Annotated in this window: 15 protein-coding genes; 5 read left to right on the top strand and 10 right to left on the bottom strand. The window is 60.1% G+C overall.

What is annotated here, in order from left to right; genetic code table 11:
* Nucleotides 1-19 precede the first annotated feature (19 nt).
* Nucleotides 20-1,132: an LPS export ABC transporter permease LptF gene (gene lptF, locus ACY8FN_RS05440; RefSeq protein ID WP_463099426.1), complete on the bottom strand. Its 1,113-nt coding sequence runs from the start codon at nt 1,130-1,132 to the stop codon at nt 20-22.
* 172 nt (nt 1,133-1,304) lie between these two features.
* Here lptF and pepA point away from each other — a divergent pair, with 172 nt between their 5' ends.
* The 5 genes from pepA (at nt 1,305) to ACY8FN_RS05415 (ending at nt 7,792) form a co-directional block, all read left to right on the top strand.
* Nucleotides 1,305-2,813 carry a leucyl aminopeptidase gene (pepA, locus tag ACY8FN_RS05435; RefSeq protein ID WP_042019624.1) on the top strand — a complete coding sequence of 503 codons (1,509 nt, stop codon included), beginning with the start codon at nt 1,305-1,307 and terminating at the stop codon, nt 2,811-2,813.
* 174 nt (nt 2,814-2,987) lie between these two features.
* Nucleotides 2,988-3,443, top strand: coding sequence for a DNA polymerase III subunit chi (locus ACY8FN_RS05430; protein ID WP_098971001.1), 456 nt, complete (start codon nt 2,988-2,990; stop codon nt 3,441-3,443).
* Nucleotides 3,444-3,508: 65 nt separating this feature from the next.
* Entirely contained in the window at nt 3,509-6,361 is a 2,853-nt protein-coding gene (locus tag ACY8FN_RS05425; RefSeq protein ID WP_068978364.1) for a valine--tRNA ligase, read from the top strand.
* A 345-nt stretch (nt 6,362-6,706) separates the two neighbouring features.
* Nucleotides 6,707-7,429: a MarC family NAAT transporter gene (locus ACY8FN_RS05420; RefSeq protein WP_463099425.1), complete on the top strand. Its 723-nt coding sequence runs from the start codon at nt 6,707-6,709 to the stop codon at nt 7,427-7,429.
* Between the two features lie 159 nt (nt 7,430-7,588).
* A complete protein-coding gene (locus tag ACY8FN_RS05415; protein WP_042019766.1) occupies nt 7,589-7,792 on the top strand; it encodes a hypothetical protein in 204 nt (67 codons plus the stop codon).
* Nucleotides 7,793-7,924: 132 nt separating this feature from the next.
* On the opposite strand, the gene tldD is transcribed toward ACY8FN_RS05415, so the two are convergent.
* The 9 genes from tldD to ACY8FN_RS05370 form a co-directional block, all read right to left on the bottom strand.
* Nucleotides 7,925-9,373, bottom strand: a complete 1,449-nt coding sequence (gene tldD / locus ACY8FN_RS05410) for a metalloprotease TldD (protein WP_172954031.1) — start codon at nt 9,371-9,373, stop codon at nt 7,925-7,927.
* A gap of 241 nt (nt 9,374-9,614) precedes the next feature.
* Entirely contained in the window at nt 9,615-10,421 is an 807-nt protein-coding gene (locus ACY8FN_RS05405) for a carbon-nitrogen hydrolase family protein (protein WP_463099424.1), read from the bottom strand.
* 25 nt (nt 10,422-10,446) lie between these two features.
* Nucleotides 10,447-10,767 carry a Dabb family protein gene (locus ACY8FN_RS05400; protein WP_463099423.1) on the bottom strand — a complete coding sequence of 107 codons (321 nt, stop codon included), beginning with the start codon at nt 10,765-10,767 and terminating at the stop codon, nt 10,447-10,449.
* A 48-nt stretch (nt 10,768-10,815) separates the two neighbouring features.
* On the bottom strand, nt 10,816-14,706 hold the full coding sequence (locus ACY8FN_RS05395) for a YhdP family protein (RefSeq protein ID WP_463099422.1): 3,891 nt from the start codon (nt 14,704-14,706) through the stop codon (nt 10,816-10,818).
* On the bottom strand, nt 14,707-16,176 hold the full coding sequence (gene rng, locus ACY8FN_RS05390) for a ribonuclease G (RefSeq protein ID WP_042019644.1): 1,470 nt from the start codon (nt 16,174-16,176) through the stop codon (nt 14,707-14,709).
* A 93-nt stretch (nt 16,177-16,269) separates the two neighbouring features.
* The gene (locus ACY8FN_RS05385; protein ID WP_042019646.1) at nt 16,270-16,857 is read right to left on the bottom strand and encodes a Maf family protein; all 588 of its coding nucleotides are present in this window, start codon (nt 16,855-16,857) and stop codon (nt 16,270-16,272) included.
* Between the two features lie 2 nt (nt 16,858-16,859).
* Complete coding sequence (mreD, locus tag ACY8FN_RS05380; protein ID WP_068978355.1) at nt 16,860-17,345, bottom strand: rod shape-determining protein MreD; 486 nt, start codon at nt 17,343-17,345, stop codon at nt 16,860-16,862.
* The gene (gene mreC / locus ACY8FN_RS05375; RefSeq protein WP_042019650.1) at nt 17,345-18,235 is read right to left on the bottom strand and encodes a rod shape-determining protein MreC; all 891 of its coding nucleotides are present in this window, start codon (nt 18,233-18,235) and stop codon (nt 17,345-17,347) included. Before mreC ends, mreD begins: the two co-directional genes overlap by 1 nt.
* A 42-nt stretch (nt 18,236-18,277) precedes the next feature.
* Complete coding sequence (locus ACY8FN_RS05370) at nt 18,278-19,318, bottom strand: rod shape-determining protein (protein WP_042019651.1); 1,041 nt, start codon at nt 19,316-19,318, stop codon at nt 18,278-18,280.
* Between the last annotated feature and the right edge of the window lie 150 nt (nt 19,319-19,468).

The raw sequence follows: 19,468 nt of genomic DNA, 5'->3' as shown, positions 1-19,468 counted from the left end.
AAGTTCCTATGTTGCAGCATCATGCTGATTTTCTGTTGAAATAACGGCCCTTCACCCCGTTCCACCAGCTGGTACCCTGCACATTGAGGGGCAAGCCGATCAACAGCAGGTAACCGAGCGGCACCAGGAACATCCCCGGCCAGTAGGGAAGCCGACCGCTGTCGATGGCCGAGCGGGCAGCACTGAGCAGCAGGAAGTAAGAGAGATAGAGCATGATAGCCGGCAGCAGTTTGGCATAGCGCCCCTGACGGGGGTTAACCCGCGCCAGCGGTACCACCAGCAGAGTCAGCACCGGAATGGAGAGGGGCAGCGACAGACGCCACTGCAGCTCCGCCATCATGCTGTTGTCCTGAGTACCGAACAGCTCCAGAGTCGGTTTGGCCGCCGCCTTGCGGTTGGAACGCTCCAGCTCTTGCTGGCGGATCACCAGACCATATTCGCTAAAATCGGAGACTTGGAACTGCTTGCCGGAGAAGTTGCCCTCGTAGCGGGAGCCATCTTTGAGGGTCAGCCACTGCAGACCGTTCTCATCGACGGTCACTACCCCTTCAGTCGCCACCACCACCGAGGGGGGATTGTTTCCCTCCGCCCGCTGCAATACGAAGATTTTCTGCAGTTTTGAACCGTTTTCGTTCAAATCCTGGATATAGGCAACCAGACGCCCCTTGTCGAGCTCCATAAAGCGGCCTGCCTGCAGGAAGGAGATCCCCGGATCCGCCTTGAACTCGTCGATCACCTGATACTCGCGCTCCTTGGCTTGCGGGGCGATCCAGCCGGTGTTGAAGGCGGCGACGGCGGCAGTCAGCAACGCCAGCACCATGGCGCTGCGCATCACGAAACGGTGACTGAAACCCACCGCATGCATCACCGTCATTTCGCTTTCGGCATAGAGACGCCCGTGGGCAAACAAGATGGCTAAAAAGAGACTGATTGGCAGCATCAACAGCGCCATATTGGGCAAGTTGAGCAGCAACAAGGTAGATACCAGCCGTGTCGGTACCTCACCATCGGCGGCATCACCGATAATCTTGATAAATTGTTGGCTGACAAAGATAAGCAGCAATACGAAGAGCACTGCCAGCTGGGTTTTCAGGGTTTCCCTGAACAAATATCGGAATACGATCACAGTCATTCCCAAGTAAACTTGTGTTTTTAGTCGAATGCCTGAAAAATAGGGCCGTATATTGGATTTTTACCAGTTTGAACTGCGGAGCCTGTGGCTGTTCGCTCCGCCTCTGATACCCCAACAAGCACCGCATTATTCAATAAAAGGTGCCTTTTGTCTTTAGGATGTAGGAGATTCCATGGAGTTCAGTGTAAAGAGTGGCAGTCCTGAGAAGCAACGTAGCGCCTGCGTCGTGGTCGGCGTATTCGAGCCTCGTCGCCTCTCTCCGGTTGCCGAACAACTGGACAAGATCAGCGATGGCTATATCAGTTCGCTGCTGCGCCGTGGCGACCTGGAAGGGAAACCAGGCCAGATGCTGCTGCTGCATCAAGTACCGGGCGTGCTCAGCGAGCGCGTACTGCTGGTCGGATGCGGCAAGGAGCGGGAACTCGACGAACGCCAGTACAAGCAGATCATCAACAAGACCATCACCACCCTGAATGAAACCGGCTCAATGGAAGCGGTCTGCTTCCTGACCGAGTTGCACGTCAAGGGCCGGGATACCTATTGGAAGGTGCGCCAGGCGGTAGAAACCACCAAGGCGGGCCTCTACAGTTTCGATCAGTTCAAGACCAACAAAGCTGAACCACGTCGCCCGCTGCGCAAGCTGGTATTCAACGTGTCGACGCGTCGGGAACTGACCATTGGTGAAAAAGCCATCGCCCACGGTCTGGCAGTAGCCAAGGGTGTGCGAGTCTGTCGTGATGTGGCGAACATGCCGCCCAACATCTGCAATCCGGCTTATCTGGCCTCCCAGGCCCGTCGTCTGGCCGATGCCTTCGACAACATCACCACCAAAGTGATCGGTGAGCAGGAGATGGCCGAACTCGGCATGAACTCCTATCTGGCGGTGGCCCGCGGCTCTGATAACGAAGCCATGATGGCCATCATCGAATACAAGGGCAACGCCGATGCCAAACCCATCGTACTGGTCGGCAAGGGTCTGACCTTTGACTCCGGCGGCATCTCCATCAAGCCGGCCGATGGCATGGATGAGATGAAATACGACATGGGTGGCGCCGCCTCCGTGCTCGGTACCATGCATGCGCTGGCCCAGCTGCAACTGCCGATCAACGTTATCGGTGTGCTGGCTGGCTGCGAAAACATGCCCGGTGGCAACGCCTATCGCCCGGGTGACATCCTCACCTCCATGTCCGGCCAGACCATCGAAGTACTCAACACTGATGCGGAAGGTCGTCTGGTGCTGTGTGATGCGCTGACCTATGTCGACCGCTTCGATCCGGAAACAGTGATCGATGTGGCGACCCTGACCGGAGCCTGTGTCATCGCTCTGGGTCACCACACCTCGGGTCTGCTGGCCAACCACAACCCGCTGGCCCACGAGCTGCTCAACGCCTCCGAGCAGGCGGGCGATCGCGCCTGGCGTTTGCCGCTGTTTGACGAGTATCAAGAGCAGATCGACAGCCCGTTTGCCGACATGGCCAACATCGGCGGTCGTCCGGCCGGTACCATCACCGCAGCCGCCTTCTTGTCACGCTTCACCAAGAAGTACAACTGGGCCCACCTGGATATCGCCGGGACCGCCTGGAAGAGTGGCAAGGATAAAGGCTCCACCGGTCGTCCGGTGCCCCTGCTGACCCAGTTCCTGCTGAACCGGGCTGGCGTGGACATTGAAGAGAAAGAGTAACTCCCCTGCCCCTTCCGATGGCTGCATCGGAAGGATTGGCGTTACCCTGAACCACAAGGAAGAGGCCTGCCTCTTCCTTGTTTCATTGTTGTTTCAGTGAGATGCAGACGGGAAAATCCCCCGTCAGCCTCTGCGGCGGTCAATAGTCCGTCACCGCAAAACGGGATCCACCTGATGAGCCAAGTGACCTTTTACCTGATGAACGAACCGGATGACGAGCAAGCCTCGGCGGTCGAGCGGCTCGCCTGTACCCTGGCGGCCGAGTCGTGGGGCGCGGGCCATCTCTATCTGTTGTGTGACGATGAAGCCCAGGCCCTGCGCCTCGACGAGCTGCTGTGGCAACTGCCACCGGAGCGCTTCGTACCGCATCAACTGCAGGGTGAAAGCGGCATGGCACCGGTGGAAATTGGCTATCAGCCGCCGAAACGGCGCTATGCCCGCCTCATCAATCTGGCCAGACAGACACCTTTGTTTGCAGGACACTTCGCTCAAGTGGTAGATTTTGTCCCCACTGATGAAACTCAAAAGCAGCAAGCCCGCGAGCGCTACAAGCACTATCGCCAGGCAGGCCATACCCTCGAGATGAGGGAGCAGCCCGTCCTTGCCGCACCGGATCCGGCGCAGCCCTGACTGCAAGCTATTGATCTAAAAAACAATCAACACCAGACTCCATCCATCCAGATTACGGCGAGACCATGGAAAAGACTTTTAATCACAATGCCATCGAACAGGCGCTCTATCAGCACTGGGAATCCCAGGGTTACTTCAAGCCCCACGGCGACACCAGCAAAGACTCCTACTGCATCATGATCCCGCCGCCGAATGTCACCGGCAGCCTGCACATGGGTCACGCCTTCCAGCAGACCCTGATGGACACCCTGATCCGCTACAACCGCATGCAGGGCAAGAATACCCTGTGGCAGTCAGGCACCGACCACGCCGGTATCGCCACCCAGATGGTGGTTGAGCGCAAGATCGCTGCAGAAGAGGGCAAGACTCGCCACGATTACGGCCGTGATGCCTTCATCGACAAGATCTGGCAGTGGAAGGAAGAGTCCGGTGGCACCATCACCCGCCAGATGCGCCGTCTGGGCGACTCGGTGGATTGGGAGCGTGAGCGCTTCACCATGGATGAGGGTCTCTCCGCCGCCGTGCAGGAAGTGTTTGTCCGTCTCTACGAAGATGGCCTGATGTACCGCGGCAAGCGTCTGGTGAACTGGGATCCGAAACTCAACACCGCCATCTCCGATCTGGAAGTGGAAAACCGCGAGATCAAGGGCCACATGTGGCACCTTCGCTATCCGCTGGCCAACGGTGCCAAGACCGCCGAAGGTCAGGATCACCTGATCGTCGCCACCACCCGTCCGGAGACCATGCTGGGCGATACCGCCGTGGCAGTGAACCCGGAAGACCCACGCTACAAGGCGCTGATTGGCCAGCACATCCTGCTGCCGCTGGTGAACCGTCTGATCCCCATCGTCGCCGATGAACACGCCGACATGGAGAAGGGCACCGGTTGTGTGAAGATCACCCCGGCCCACGACTTCAACGATAACGAAGTCGGCAAGCGCCACAGCCTGCCGATGATCAACATCTTTACCTTGGACGCCCATGTGCGTGCCGAGGCCGAAGTGGTCGACACCAACGGCAACCCTTGCACCGCCTACGACGCCGCCCTGCCAGCCGAGTTCGCCGGTCTGGAGCGCTTCGCCGCCCGCAAAGCCATCGTGGCCAAGCTGGATGAGCTGGGCCTGCTGGCCGAAATCAAGGATCACGTACTGCAACAGCCCTACGGCGATCGCGGCGGCGTGCCCATCGAGCCGATGCTGACCGACCAGTGGTACGTGCGCGTGGCACCGATGGCCAAGACCGCCATCGAAGCGGTGGAAGATGGCCGCATCCAGTTCGTGCCGAAGCAGTACGAAAACATGTACTTCTCCTGGATGCGCGACATTCAGGACTGGTGTGTCTCCCGTCAGCTGTGGTGGGGTCACCGCATCCCGGCCTGGTATGACGACGCCGGCAATGTCTACGTGGGCCGTGACGAGGCGGAAGTGCGTGCCAAGCACAGCATCCCGTCCGTGACCACCCTGCGTCAGGACGAAGACGTGCTCGACACCTGGTTCAGCTCCGCCCTGTGGACCTTCTCCACCCTGGGCTGGCCGAACAACACCGAGGCACTCAAGACCTTCCACCCGACCGACGTGCTGATGAGCGGCTTCGACATCATCTTCTTCTGGATTGCCCGGATGATCATGATGACCATGCACTTCATCAAGGACGAAAACGGCCAGCCGCAAGTCCCGTTCAAGACCGTCTACATCACTGGCCTGATCCGTGACGAAGAAGGCCAGAAGATGTCCAAGTCCAAGGGCAACGTGCTGGATCCTCTCGACATGATCGACGGCATCTCGCTGGAAGATCTGCTGGAGAAGCGCACCGGCAACATGATGCAGCCGCAGATGGCCGAGAAGATCGGCAAGCGTACCGCCAAGCAGTTCCCGGAAGGGATCGACGCACACGGTACCGACGCCCTGCGCTTCACGCTGGCAGCGCTGGCCTCTACCGGTCGTGACATCAACTGGGACATGAAGCGCCTGGACGGCTACAACAACTTCTGCAACAAGTTGTGGAACGCCTCCCGCTATGTGCTGATGAACACCGAAGATCAGGATTGCGGTTTTGCCGGTGGCGAAATGCAGTTCAGCCTGGCGGATCGCTGGATCCAGTCCCAGCTGCAAGTGGCCATCCGTGACTTCCGTACCGCCCTCGATACCTATCGTTTCGATATCGCCGCTGGCGTGCTGTACGAATTTATCTGGAACCAGTTCTGTGACTGGTATCTGGAGCTGACCAAGCCGGTACTGGGCAAGGGTTCCGAGGCTGAGCAGCGCGCTGCCCGCCACACCCTCGTCAGCGTCCTTGAAACCCTGCTGCGTCTGGCGCACCCGATCATCCCGTTCATCACCGAGACTATCTGGAAATCGGTGGCACCGCTGGCTGGCGTGCACGCCGACACCATCATGATTCAGGCCTTCCCGGAATTCGACGCCGCCAAGGTGGACGAAACCGCCATGGCGGATCAGGAGTGGGTGAAGGAGTTCATCGAAGGGGTGCGTAACATTCGTGCCGAGGTGAACGTAGCACCCAGCGTCGGTCTGAACGTGCTGCTCAAGTGCGATGCCAAAGATGCCCAGCGCGCCGGTGACAACGAGGCCTTCCTCAAGTCCCTGGCCCGTCTGGAGTCTATCCGCGTGCTGGCGGACGGTGAAGTGGCCCCCCTGTCAGTGAAGAAGCTGATCGGTGCCACCGAGCTGATGATCCCGATGGCCGGTCTCATCGACAAGGACGCCGAACTGGCCCGTCTGGCCAAAGAAGTGGCCAAGCTGGTTGGTGAGTGTGGCCGCATCGAAGGCAAACTTGGCAACGAAGCCTTCGTCGCCAAGGCGCCGGAAGCGGTCATCGCCAAAGAGCGCGAGAAGCTGGAAGATTACCGTCTCCAGCTGACCAAGCTGGAAGCCCAGCAAGCCGAGATCGCCGCCCTCTAATACCGCGTACTGCGCGCGACAGACACTCCTCTACTTTGAGCGCTGTCTGACCTACAGCCCAGCAAGCCTGCCTTGCTGGGCTGTTTCTTTTCTGCTACCGGACGACCCGCACGACCGCGATACGGATCCCCTTATCTGGTCAGGCAGGATGCCCTCCTCGGCTTCGCAAGTGAATTCGCCGCACCGGCGGGTTTACCCCATCACTGTGGCCAGCAAACCTCGGGTTAATCAGAAATTGTTGTACGGCTTGTGTTCACCCTGGCCAACATAAGATAGCCTCCCTCTTGAGTCAGGCGAGCACCTGATTCAAGGCTCCCCATCCATCCCTGTTATCCGAGGCTCAACATGTTTTTTCAGGTCGTCTTTCTCGCCTTGCTGGCGCTACTGCCCATGGTCAACCCGCCCACCACGGCCACCCTGCTGCTGGGGCTGAGCAAGGGGATGTCGCGCGAACACGTGCGCCGTCAGGTCAACCTGGCCGCCATCTATCTGTTCTGCACCCTCTGCATCACCTTCTTTATCGGATCCTCGATCCTGGATCTGTTCGGGATCTCCATCCCGGGCTTGCGACTGGCCGGTGGCCTCATCATCGGCTTCATCGGCTTTCGCATGCTGTTCCCCGCCCCCAGCCAGCAAAGCGGAGTCGATATCAACCAGAGCATCGCCTTTGTGCCGCTCACCATGCCAAGCATGTGCGGACCGGGCACCATGGCGCTGGTAATAAGCGGTGCCGCCCAGATTGCCGAGCTGCCTGACGAGTACAACCGCCTCACCATCTACGGAGGTGTAGTAACGGCGTTTGCCCTGATGAGCCTCATCAGCTGGGGCGTCTTGAAGCTGGCGGATCCGGTCTGCAAGATCCTCGGCGCCACCGGCATCGACGCCATGACCCGCATCATGGGTTTCCTGCTGGTTTGCATGGGCATGCAATTTTGTATCAATGGCATCAAGGAAGTGGCACAGGATCCGGTCTTCCACGGCGGCCAGGCCGTGCAAACCGCACCGGCGCTACCGCAGGTTTCCAGCGCGTTTGATCAGTTGCCGCAGAAGCACGCCAGCGCTGATTGAAAACGGTGTCAAAAAGTCCCTGACGATCTGCACTGATCTTGTTCCTGATCATGTTATTGACACACAGATGAGTTAGCTTGTTTTTCATACAGACTATATTCAGACGGACGCTGATAGGTTTGTTGGTGAATACCCACTCAATTTCAGGAGAGTATGCAGATGGATAAAATGCTGACCGAAATAGGAAGCCATAGCCTGTTTCACGAATACCTGAACGTGGTGGGGATTGCGAGCCCATCTCTCGCCAAGATCGAACAGCGCTGGGAATATAAAGATCAAGAGCAGCTGGTTGCCAAAATCCAGATCGACAAACTGGGTAACGCCCGCTACTTCATCGACGCCCGCGCCATCTCCGTCAACTGATACCGATTACTCCGCCAGCCCCGGCCAACTGACCGGGGCTTTTTGTTGCCTGCCATCCGCTAAATAGCAAAACCCCGGCACATGGCCGGGGTTTGATTGCGTCGGGTTACGCCGCTGCGCGGCTAACCCAACCTACGACGTGCCGCCCACGGTGAGCTGGTCCAGTTTGAGGGTGGGCTGGCCGACACCGACCGGCACGCTCTGCCCCTCTTTGCCGCAGATGCCGACCCCGCGATCCAGCGCAAGGTCACACCCCACCATGGAGACCTGGCTCATCGCCTCCGGGCCATTGCCGATCAAAGTGGCACCCTTTATAGGGGTGGTGATCTTGCCATCCTCGATGAGGTAGGCCTCAGAGGCGGAGAAGACAAACTTGCCGGAGGTGATGTCCACCTGACCGCCACCGAAGTTGGGGGCATAAATGCCCTTCTTAACCGAGGCGATGATCTCGGCCGGATCGTACTGACCCGCCAGCATATAGGTGTTGGTCATGCGCGGCATCGGCATGGCGGCGTAGGATTCGCGGCGACCGTTGCCGGTGAGTGGCACGCCCATCAGGCGAGCGTTCTGCTTGTCCTGCAGGTAGCCCTTGAGGATGCCGTTCTCGATCAACACGTTGTAGCCGCCCGGCGTCCCCTCGTCATCTATGCTGACGGAGCCGCGCCGACCCGGCAGGGTGCCGTCATCGACGATGGTGCAGTGCTTGGAGGCCACCTGCTCGCCGATGCGACCGGCAAACGCGGAAGATCCCTTGCGGTTGAAATCCCCCTCCAGACCGTGGCCCACCGCCTCGTGCAGCAGCACGCCGGGCCAGCCGGAACCGAGCACCACCGGCATGGTGCCGGCAGGGGCGTCGATGGCCTCCATGTTGACCAGTGCCTGACGCACCGCTTCGCGGACATAACCAAAGGCGCGGCTCTCCAGCCCGTCCAGTTCGAGGAACCAGTCGTAACCGAAGCGGCCACCGCCACCGGCACTGCCGCGCTCGCGGCGATCCCCCTTCTCGGCGATCACGGTCACCGACAAGCGCACCAACGGACGCACATCGGCAGCCAGGGTGCCATCGGTGGCGGCCACCAGGATCTCTTCATAAACACCGCTGATGGAGGCCATCACCTGATTGATGGCAGGGTCCAGACTTCTGGCGAACTTGTCCATCTGCTCCAGCAGGGCGATCTTCTGGTGCTTGTCGAGGGTCTGCAGCGGATCCATGGCTGGATAGAGCAGGTTCGCTTCGGTGCGAGCCCACGCCTTCACCTTGCCGTGAGCACCGGCAGCGGCAATGCCGCGGGCGGCAGTCACCGACTGTTGCAGGGCCAGCAGGCTCAGCTCGTCCGAGTAGGCGAAGCCGGTCTTCTCGCCGCTGACGGCACGCACCCCGACCCCCTGATCGATGTTGTAGCTACCATCCTTGACGATGCCATCTTCCAGCATCCAGGACTCGTGCCAGCTGCGCTGGAAATAGAGGTCGCCGAACTCCACCTGATGGCTCATCAGGCTGCCGAGCAGTTGCTGCAGTCGCCCTTCGTCGAGATCATTCGGGGCCAACAGGGAGGCACTAACCTGGCTCAATAGACTCAATCTTCTTCTCCAATCTCGCGGTGAGATGTCGTAACGGTTAATTCATCCGGTGTGGCCCGGTGTTCAGTTCGTATTCGCAGGGTGCAATGAACGCCGTGAATGGCGCCGCCAACCCCAAGATCGACACAGGTGCAATGCGCTTCGCTTGTTGCACCCTACCTCAATCAACACCCCGGAATCACAGCAGCCGGGCATGGTTCACTACCGGCAAACGGCTGCGTTTCAATTCTTCACCACACCCTCAGAGCAAACGAGCGTGCTCCATCACTGGCATGGTGCGTTTCAATTCGTCGATCAGCCCTGGCTCCAGCTTCGCCAGCACTGTGCCACGCCCTGTCTTCTGACAGGCCAGCACTCGACCCCAAGGGTCGATCACCATGCTGTGGCCCCAGGTCTGGCGCCCCGTCTCGTGAGTACCGCCCTGATTGGCAGCCACCACATAGCACTGGTTTTCGATGGCGCGGGCCCGCAGCAACGGCTCCCAGTGCGCCTCGCCAGTCACAGCGGTAAAAGCGGCAGGCACCAGCAACACGCGGGCACCGGCAAGGGTCAGCTGGCGGTAGAGCTCGGGAAAGCGCAGATCATAACAGATCGAAAGGCCGAGGGGACCAAAGGGGGAGTCCACCAACACGCACTCCTGACCAGCACTGAAGGTTTCCGACTCCCGATAGCGACCGTGATTGTCCGCCACATCCACATCGAACAGGTGGATCTTGTGGTAGTGGCCCTTGAGCTCACCGCTTGGGTCAAACACCAGCGAGCTGGTGTGGATATGGTCGGAGCCTGCGATGGTGGTCGGCATGGCTCCCGCCACCAGCCAGATGCCGTAATCGCGGGCCCACTCGGCCAGCTGCTGCTGGATGGGGCCAGCACCGATCTCCTCGGCACCATCCAGATAGCCCTGCCGCTCGCCAAACAGGGCAAAGTTCTCCGGCAGCAGCACCAGCAGCGGCCGCTCGTTTGGCAAGGCCGCCAGTTCGGCGGCTATCTGTTCCCGGTTATCCTGCCAGTGACGGCCAGATACCAGCTGTATTGCGGCTAACCACATGACTATCTCCTTGTCGCTTGGGCCATCAGAGGGTGACAGCATCCCCCGCCTGCAGGGTGTAATCCAGCACTATGATGCGCTCCAGCACCGGGCGGAAAATGGCCTTGAGGGCCTCGTGGTCAGGATGGGGCAGATAGCGCTGGCGGGCCGCTTCGTCGGCGAAGGTCATCAGCACGCTGTGGCTAAAGCCGTCATCCTTCCCTTCGGGGCTGTCATTCTCCCCCCACTCCACGGCGGTCACGCCGCTGACCTTGGCCGGTATGGCGAGGAAGGCGGCCCTGACGGCGGCAATATCAGCGGGGAGTGCATCGGGCTTGAAGGTGATCAGCAGAATATGTCGGATCATGGCTCTCTCCTTGAGCGTGAGCAGGTCGAGGTTAGGTTGGCGCCAGCATCAGGGCTGGCGCGGGCTACCCGGTTGTGGATTCAGCAAGAAAGGGGTGGCGGCTGGCAACGTGGGCGCCGCCGCATCGACCGCCTGTTTCTGCTGCTGGTTGAGCTTGATGCGAGCGCGATCTCGCCCCGCCTCGATCAGCTTGGGTGCGTCGAGCGGGCCCGAGATACGAAAATCGATGCGGGTCACCACATCCACCACCGGCTCCAGCAGTTTGGAGAGGGCCAGCACATAGAGGCCCGTAACCGGCGTGATGGAGAAGGCCGCCACTACCGGCAGGGTGCCCCCCAGATTGGGGGAGAAGCTCAGCTCGTAGTCGAGCTGCCAGCGCACCAGATCGGCGATCCCCTCGCCGCGCAGATTACCTGCCGCCCCCTTCATGTAGAAGTCATCATTGCTGACCTGCCCCTGCTTGATGGTGGCAGAGGCGGACATGGATTCGAAGTAGAAGCCCTTGTCGAACACATCGCGAAAATCGAGGCGCAGTTTGCGCAACAGGGAGTCGAGACTAAGCAGGGAGAGCAGCCGCGCCCCCTTGTCATTGACCTCCCGCAGGGTGCCGCCCTCCAGCTGATAGTTGGCACTTCCCCCCAGAGTCGGCAGGCTCGGGCGATAGGGCACATCCTGCCAGTTGAGATCAAAGGCGAGGGAGCCGGGGGCATCGCCGATGGGCGAGGTGTAGCCGAGCCGCTTGAGCAGCAGCTCGCTGTTGTTGCTGGTCAGCTTGCCACGGGCCCGGGTCTGCATCCGGTTGCCATCGGCCAGCCAGTCGACGCTGCCGGTCAGTTGACTGCCCGCCAGCCGCACATCCAGCCCCTTGAGGGTCACCTTGTTGGCACCGGGCACCAGCTCCCCTTTCACTTCGCCGAGCGGCAGCTCGCCAAAGCGGCAATCGACACAGCTCACCTGCAGCCAGGGGATGGAGGCCATGATGGCGTTGTCCTGCTTCGCATCGGGATCCGGGCTGAGATCCGAACTCTTGCCGGACCAGTGGATGCGGGCAAACTTGGCATCCACCGGGCGATTGGCCACCGCAGGCAGGCGGATCACCCCCATCACGTCGGGGCTGTCGATCATCACCTCGGTCGCCTGATTGGTCGGCCCCACGGTGAAGCGAGCCGCCTTGAGGGTGGCGCTGCCGATATAAGCACGGGCCAGCTGACCATCCACCCACCACTCCTGCGGCAGGAAGGCGGGGCCGACAACCGCATTGCCGGTCTGATTCTGCGCTGGCAGCCACTGCTTGAGTCGCGCCAGCCAGCCACCGACGTCAGCCTCCTGCTGGTTGATGGCAAGCAGCATGGGCACATCCCGTAGTACCCGGGCGCCAGGCTGCCCCACATCGACCCGCACCCGGCTGAGATATGGCACCCCTTCGCCGTAGACCAGCCGGGTCTGCATATCCACATCGGCACCCAGCACGGCACGAATGTCGGCGCTGCCCTCCCGGCCACGGGCGATCACCTTGAGCGGCAGACGGCTGCTGGCAGCCTTGGCCAGCGGCAACGGCAGATCCAGCTCCATCCCCTGCAGGTTGGAGTCGAGTGCCAGCTGGAAGCGCAGCGGCTTGCTGTCGGGCAGGGTCAACCCCAGTTTGCCGCCCCAGTTACTGCGGCCATTGAGCACCCCGAAGGCGGAGATGGCGGCAGGTTGGCGGCGGCTATCCCACTGCCCTTTGAAGTCGAGATCGACCTGATAGCGATCCGGGTGCTGGCGCCCCTGATAGTTGAGGGTCAGCGGCTGGTTCCACAGGCTCGCCTTGAGATTGCTGAAACGGGTCTGCTCGTTGTCATATTCAAGGCGTCCCTGCACCTGCTCTAGCGGCAGATCCAGACTGGCGACCCGCACCTTGTTGTTGCTGAAGGTGGCATCGCCGCTCGCCTTCACTTCGCTCTCGCCATCAAGGGGAATATCGAGCTTGACCGAGCCGGCCAGCGGGCCGCGGATCTCGATCTCCCGCAGCGCCTGTCCCACCGAACTGCCCAGCGGGGAATCCTGCAAGTAGTCACTGATGGCTTGGCCCTCACCCTGCACCTTGGCATCCACGTAAAGATGGCCACCGGGAGAGAGGCTCGGGATCCAGGCATGCACCGAGTCAGAGCTGGCCTTGCCGAGCTGGGTGGAGCGGCTGTGCATATCGAGACTGGCGTTCTGGAACAGCAGATCGATCTGCAGGTCAGTCAGCGATTGCCAACCGGGGAAGAACTGGTAGGTGGCCTGCTCAAGGGGCACCGCCACCTGGAAGATGCCCTCGCCTTTCTCATAAGGGAAATCCCTGAACTCGCCATACCAGAGCAGGTCAGCGCCCCTGGCCTTGCCACCCTTGAGCGCACCGCTCAGGTAGTCCACCAGCCCCTTGTCCATCACTTGTAACGGGTAGTAGCGATCCGCGTTGCCCGCGTTCTTCACGTCGATGCGGCCGGTCAGGGCCAGAAAGGGGTGTTCGAACAGATCGAGCCGAAAGCGGCTGGCCAGGGTCAGGTCCGGGTTATCCAGCGCGATATCCTGACCATAGAGCACCCAGCCTTGCGCCTCACGCCACCAGTCGAGGCGGGCCGAGAAGCGATCCACCGGGATCGGCTCCTTGAAATGGCGGGCCGGATCCAGCTTGTCGTTGAGCAGTGCCACGCTGGCGCTGCCCCCCTTGGGGGTCAGCCAGAACTCACCGTTGAGATCGCCAAAACCGGGCACATCGTGCCAGGCGTTCAGGCTCACATGGGCGATCTGGCCGCTGAGGGAGAGATCCTGCCAGTCGGCATCCGCCTGCAGGGTCAAATCGGTCAGCTTGCCCTTGGGCTTGCTCTGCTTGAGCAGCTCACTCTGGGCGGGATAAATGCCGGAGACCAACTGACTCAGCTGGGCGATCTGATCGAGATCGATCTGCGGCACATAGCCTTGCACCCGCTCGCCGACCCGCTCCAGCTGCAACCGGCTATGTAGCCAGGGCTTGTCATCCAGCTTGAAAATCACATCGTGGCTGGCCAACTGCCAGTTCTGGCCATCACGGCGCAACTGGATCTTGCCACCATCCAGCCCGAGACGATGCAGTCCCTGATCCTTGAGATCCTTCCAAATCAGGTAATTGTTGCCAAATTCCAGCAAGGTGTTGCCCAGCTTGCCGTGATCAAACTCGCTCCAGAGCTGAAAATCGATCTGGCCCGCCAGTTTCGGCTCACCGGCATGAATTTTGGCAAGAATGGGGCTGATATCGAGCTGGCGAGCGCCCAGATAGAGCTGCCCCTTGAGGCGGTCGAGCCGGGCGGTCGGCGCGTCCACATCCAGGATCAGATCGATGGTGCTTTCGCCCACCCCGTTGATCAGGTAGGCCTTGCCGACCCCCTGATGGCGTTTGCCGCGGTTCTGCCAGCGCAGTTGGGCAATATCAAGGGCGCGCAAATCACCAACGGAGGTGGTGACACTAAGACGGGTGTTATGTACATCGAAGGTGGCGAGCTGGGTCAGCAGAAAGCGCAGCAGGGCACCTTGCTGCGCGTCGCCCTCGGGCTCGCGGCTATTGGCTGGCTGGCTGAAATCGAGGGTGATATCCCCATCACTGAGGATCAGCTCGCCAAACACCGGCTTGAGCTGATTGAGGGTGCGCCAGAAGTCGAGATGCACCCAGGCTTTGCCGAGCTGAACAGTAAAGCGCCCCGAATCCGGGGCGATGGTGAGTTGTTGCAGTTCGAGCGCAGGGCCGGACTGTGTCCAGTCCAGTCCCACCTGACCTACGCTGACCTTGAGTTGTGAATCCCCCAGCAGAGTGTGGATCAGACTCTCCCGGTATTGGTTCAGCAAAGGACCCCCGACCCGCACCAGGGTGACCATCATGGCCAACAGTACGAACAGGATTCCCAAGGCAAACCAGCCCCGACTCAGCCAGCGATAGACCAATTACATCATCACCACGTCAAACTGCTCCTGACCGCAGAGGGGTTCGCTCACCACCCTCACCTGCTTGCCGATGAACACCTCAAGCTCAGCCAGACTGTGGGACTCTTCGCCACGCAGATAATCGGCCACGGCTGGCGCCGCATAGACGGTGAACTGATCCGCATCATAAGCACGGTTGACCCGGATCAGCTCGCGCAGGATCTCGAAGCAGACCGACTCTACCGTCTTGACCCGGCCACGCCCCTTGCACTCCGGGCACTCCGAGCAGAGCACATGCTCCAGACTCTCGCGGGTGCGCTTGCGGGTCATCTCTACCAGACCGAGCTGGGAGAAGCCGTTGACGTTGGTTTTGGCGCGATCTTTGGACAGCGCCTGCTCCAGACTGTGCAGCACCCGACGGCGGTGATCTTCCGACTGCATATCGATGAAATCGAGAATGATGATGCCGCCGAGGTTGCGCAGGCGCAGGTGACGGGCAATGGCCGCCGTTGCCTCGACGTTGGTGTTGAAGATGGTCTCTTCCAGATTGCGATGGCCGACGAAAGCGCCGGTGTTGATATCCACCGTGGTCATGGCTTCGGTCTGGTCGATGATGATGTAACCGCCAGATTTCAACTCTACCTTGCGCTCCAGCGCCCGCTGGATCTCGTTCTCCACATCGTAGAGATCGAAGATCGGTGACTCGCCAGAGTAATACTCCAGCTTGTTGGCCAGCTCCGGCACGTACTCCTCGGTGAAGCGCTTGAGCTGATCGAAGCTCTGGCGTGAATCGACCCGGATCTTGTCGAGCTCGGCGCCAACAAAGTCGCGCACCACTCGAAACGCCAGACTGGGATCCTCGTAGAGGATCTTGCAAGGGGGATACTTCTGCTTGCGCTCGAGGATCTTGCGCCACAGTCGCTTGAGGAAGGCAGCATCCTGCTCCAGCTCCTGCTCACCCACCCCTTCGGCGGCGGTACGGATGATGTAGCCACCCAGATCATCTACATAGCTGGCCACGGTGCGCTTGAGTCGCTCCCGCTCCCCTTCGGATTCGATACGCTGGGAGACGCCGACGTGGGCACTGCCCGGCATAAAGACCAGATAGCGGGATGGCAGGGTGATATCGGTAGTGAGACGGGCCCCCTTGGTACCGAGAGGATCTTTCACCACCTGCACCATGATGTCCTGACCCTGGCGCACCAGCTCGGCGATGTTGCCGACCTGGAACTGCTCTTTCTCTTTGACTGCCACACATTCGGTGTGGGGCACGATATCGGAGGCATGGAGAAAAGCGGCCTTGTCCATGCCGATATCGACGAATGCCGCCTGCATACCGGGCAGCACCCGACTGATCTTGCCTTTGTAGATATTGCCCACAATGCCGCGCTTGGCCTGACGCTCGACATGCACTTCCTGCAGCAGGCCGTTTTCGACCAGCGCAACCCGGGTTTCAGAGGGAGTAACGTTAACCAGCAGTTCTACTGACATAAGTAACCTTGCCTGTTCCAGTTTTGAATTCTATAGAGCCAATCCGGTACAACGCGCGCAAGGGAAACGCAGCAGAGCACAGCTGACGGGAAATTATTTGAGCTGTTCCAGATGATGCTTGATCAACAGGTCCGTCTCCAGCAGGGGCAGGCCGACCACGGCGCTATAGCTCCCCTCGATACGGCTGACAAACTTGCCGGCAATGCCCTGAATGCCATAAGCCCCGGCCTTGTCACAGGGCTCTCCGGTCTGCCAGTAGGCCTCGATCTCGGCCTCGTCCAGTTTGCGAAACGCCACATTGGTGCTGACCAGACGAACGTCACAACGGTCCTTGCTGGCCAGCGCCACCGCCGTCATCACTTGATGGACCTTGCCGGAGAGTGCCTCCAGCATATCTTTGGCGTCCAGCAGATCGGAGGGCTTTTCCAGCACCCGATCCCCCAGTACCACAATAGTGTCGGCACCGAGCACAGGTAAAGCCGTCGGTGCGGCGGCGACACCGGCGGTGGCCTTGTCACGGGCGAGGCGGCAGACATAATCCTGCGCCTTTTCACCCTCTTCCCGCTGCTCGGGCACATCCAGTTTCAATACCTCAAAGCGGTAGCCAAGCTGGGTCAGCAGCTCACGGCGGCGGGGAGAAGCCGAGGCGAGATAGAGTTGTGGTTCGTTGTTTTTGTTCATTTTTACCTAATGTTGAAGCGGCGCCGCAGATTGCGCAGCACCAGAAACACCCAGGGCCATATTAACATCGTCGTCAACGTCGACCAGAAATAGGCAAGATTCAGGCTGGCCTGGCTGAACAGGTGCTCGGCCCAGAATATCGTCATCTTGCCCACCAGCGACAGGCAACCGATGATCAGCGCCTGCTGCCAGAGGGAGAAGTTGCGGATCTTCTGGAACTGGAAGGCCGCCAGATAGGTGGTGATGGCCATCGCCATCGCCCGCACACCGAGGGTGCTGCCAAGCAGCACATCCAGCAGCAGGCCAGCGACCCAGGCGGTACCAACGTTGGTGCGATGGGGCAAGGCCAGCGCCCAGTAGATCAGCACCATGGCCAACCAGTCCGGACGGAAGGGATCAAATTCGAAAGGAAGCGGCAGGATCGACAGGCTCAAGGCCAGCAGGATCGAAATCCAGATCCAGATCCTGCCACTGGCGGGTTGTAGCATCAGCGCGTCGCTCCTGCGGCGGACGCAGCCGGCGCGGCAGCTTCACCAACCTCATCATGCACTTCAGGGTTCTTGTCGGTCCACAGCAGCAGCAAGTAACGCAGTCGATCCAGCTCCACCAGCGGCTTGGCTTCGACCTGGGCGAAAGGCTTGCCCTCCACATACTCAGAGCGGGTCACGGTCGCCACCGGATACCCTTCCGGGAAGCGGCCACCAAGACCCGAGGTGACCAGCAGATCACCCACCTGAATATCGGTGTTGCGCGGCAGGTTGCGCAGCTCCAGCGTGTCGAGCTCGCCACTGCCGGAGGCGATGGCACGCAAGTCGTTACGCAGCACCCGCACCGGAATGCCGTGGCTGGAGTCGGTGATCAGCAGCACGCGACTGGTGGTGGAGCCCACATGGAGCACCTGACCAATCACCCCCTGATCAGTGATCACCGCCTGACCGTTATAGACGCCATTCAGCGCGCCTTTGTTGATCAGCACCTGATGGCTAAAAGGGTCGGAGTCCACCGACAGCAGCTCGGCCACCATCTTGCGGGACTCTTTATGCACCGGCGAACCGAGCAGCTCGCGCAGCCGCTGGTTCTCGTGCTCCAGATGATCCATCTTGAGCAAACGGGAGCGCAGGGTGAACAACTGTTGTTCCTGCAGCTTGGTCTGTTCGATGAGATCGGCACGGGTCTGCACCTGGGTCGACATGGTGTCGAGCAGGGTACCGGGCGCATTGGCCATGTATTGCAGGGGACTGACTAACGAACTGAGGTAGACGCGGACGTGGGTAAACACACCGAAGCGGGAATCCGCGACGATGGCAGCGATGGAGATGATGACGGCGAGAAACAACCGTAACTGAAGCGAAGGGCCTCTACCAAAAATGGGTTTCATGGGTCGTCAAAAAAGAGCCGGCACGCTGGCCGGCTTTGGGTCTTATTCGTAGTGGAACAGGTCGCCACCGTGCATATCAATCAGCTCCAGCGCCTTGCCGCCACCTCGGGCCACACAGGTGAGGGGATCTTCAGCAACGACAACAGGAATGCCGGTCTCTTCCATCAGCAGACGGTCGATGTCTTTGAGCAGTGCGCCACCACCGGTCAGCACCATGCCGCGCTCGGAGATGTCGGACGCCAGTTCCGGCGGGGACTGCTCCAGCGCCACCATGACTGCAGCGACGATACCGGACAGCGGCTCTTGCAGCGCTTCCAGGATCTCGTTGGAGTTGAGGGTAAAGCTGCGCGGTACACCTTCAGCCAGGTTACGGCCACGCACTTCAATCTCGCGCACCTCTTCACCCGGATAGGCGGAGCCGATCTCGTGCTTGATCCGCTCGGCGGTGGCTTCACCAATCAGGCTGCCGTAGTTGCGACGAACGTAGCTGATGATCGCTTCATCAAACTTGTCGCCACCGATACGGACGGACTGGGAGTAGACCACACCGTTCAGGGAGATGATGGCCACTTCAGTGGTACCACCACCGATATCAACCACCATGGAACCGGTCGCTTCGGAGACCGGCAGGCCGGCACCGATAGCAGCAGCCATAGGTTCGTCGATCAGGTAAACCTCACGGGCACCGGCGCCCAGAGCGGACTCCTTGATGGCGCGACGCTCAACCTGAGTGGAACCACACGGCACACACACCAGCACACGGGGGCTGGGGCGGAAATAGTTATTATCGTGAACCTGCTTGATGAAGTGCTGCAGCATCTTCTCGGTCACGTAGAAATCAGCGATCACGCCATCTTTCATCGGGCGGATGGCAGAGATGTTGCCTGGGGTACGGCCCAGCATCTGCTTGGCGGCATGACCGACAGCAGCGACCGATTTGGCGTTCCCGCGCTCTGTGCGAATGGCGACAACTGAGGGTTCGTTAAGGACGATCCCTTGATCTTTTACATAGATCAGGGTGTTGGCAGTTCCCAAATCGATCGACAGATCGTTGGAAAAAACGCCTCTGAGCTTTTTAAACATGGCTACGGGAAATCCTAAGAATTTGGAGGTGCAGAAAACCGGCTAACTTTACCAATGCCCACCCCAATGGGCAAGCGCTCAAACTGTCGCCAGTCAATCAGTCGCGACAAAAGTGCGAGTCATCACTCACTGCCGCGGGCTTACAAACGC

Source organism: Aeromonas sp. 160P (assembly GCF_055193095.1).
This window is presented reverse-complemented; position numbering and strand designations above follow the sequence as displayed.

Bases quoted from the DNA above. Each gene is read 5' to 3' on its own strand.
- lptF (WP_463099426.1), bottom strand. From the start codon at position 1,132: ATGACTGTGATCGTATTCCGATATTTGTTCAGGGAAACCCTGAAAACC.
- pepA (WP_042019624.1), top strand. From the start codon at position 1,305: ATGGAGTTCAGTGTAAAGAGTGGCAGTCCTGAGAAGCAACGTAGCGCC.
- ACY8FN_RS05430 (WP_098971001.1), top strand. From the start codon at position 2,988: ATGAGCCAAGTGACCTTTTACCTGATGAACGAACCGGATGACGAGCAA.
- ACY8FN_RS05425 (WP_068978364.1), top strand. From the start codon at position 3,509: ATGGAAAAGACTTTTAATCACAATGCCATCGAACAGGCGCTCTATCAG.
- ACY8FN_RS05420 (WP_463099425.1), top strand. From the start codon at position 6,707: ATGTTTTTTCAGGTCGTCTTTCTCGCCTTGCTGGCGCTACTGCCCATG.
- ACY8FN_RS05415 (WP_042019766.1), top strand. From the start codon at position 7,589: ATGGATAAAATGCTGACCGAAATAGGAAGCCATAGCCTGTTTCACGAA.
- ACY8FN_RS05405 (WP_463099424.1), bottom strand. From the start codon at position 10,421: ATGTGGTTAGCCGCAATACAGCTGGTATCTGGCCGTCACTGGCAGGAT.
- ACY8FN_RS05400 (WP_463099423.1), bottom strand. From the start codon at position 10,767: ATGATCCGACATATTCTGCTGATCACCTTCAAGCCCGATGCACTCCCC.
- rng (WP_042019644.1), bottom strand. From the start codon at position 16,176: ATGTCAGTAGAACTGCTGGTTAACGTTACTCCCTCTGAAACCCGGGTT.
- ACY8FN_RS05385 (WP_042019646.1), bottom strand. From the start codon at position 16,857: ATGAACAAAAACAACGAACCACAACTCTATCTCGCCTCGGCTTCTCCC.
- mreD (WP_068978355.1), bottom strand. From the start codon at position 17,345: ATGCTACAACCCGCCAGTGGCAGGATCTGGATCTGGATTTCGATCCTG.
- mreC (WP_042019650.1), bottom strand. From the start codon at position 18,235: ATGAAACCCATTTTTGGTAGAGGCCCTTCGCTTCAGTTACGGTTGTTT.
- ACY8FN_RS05370 (WP_042019651.1), bottom strand. From the start codon at position 19,318: ATGTTTAAAAAGCTCAGAGGCGTTTTTTCCAACGATCTGTCGATCGAT.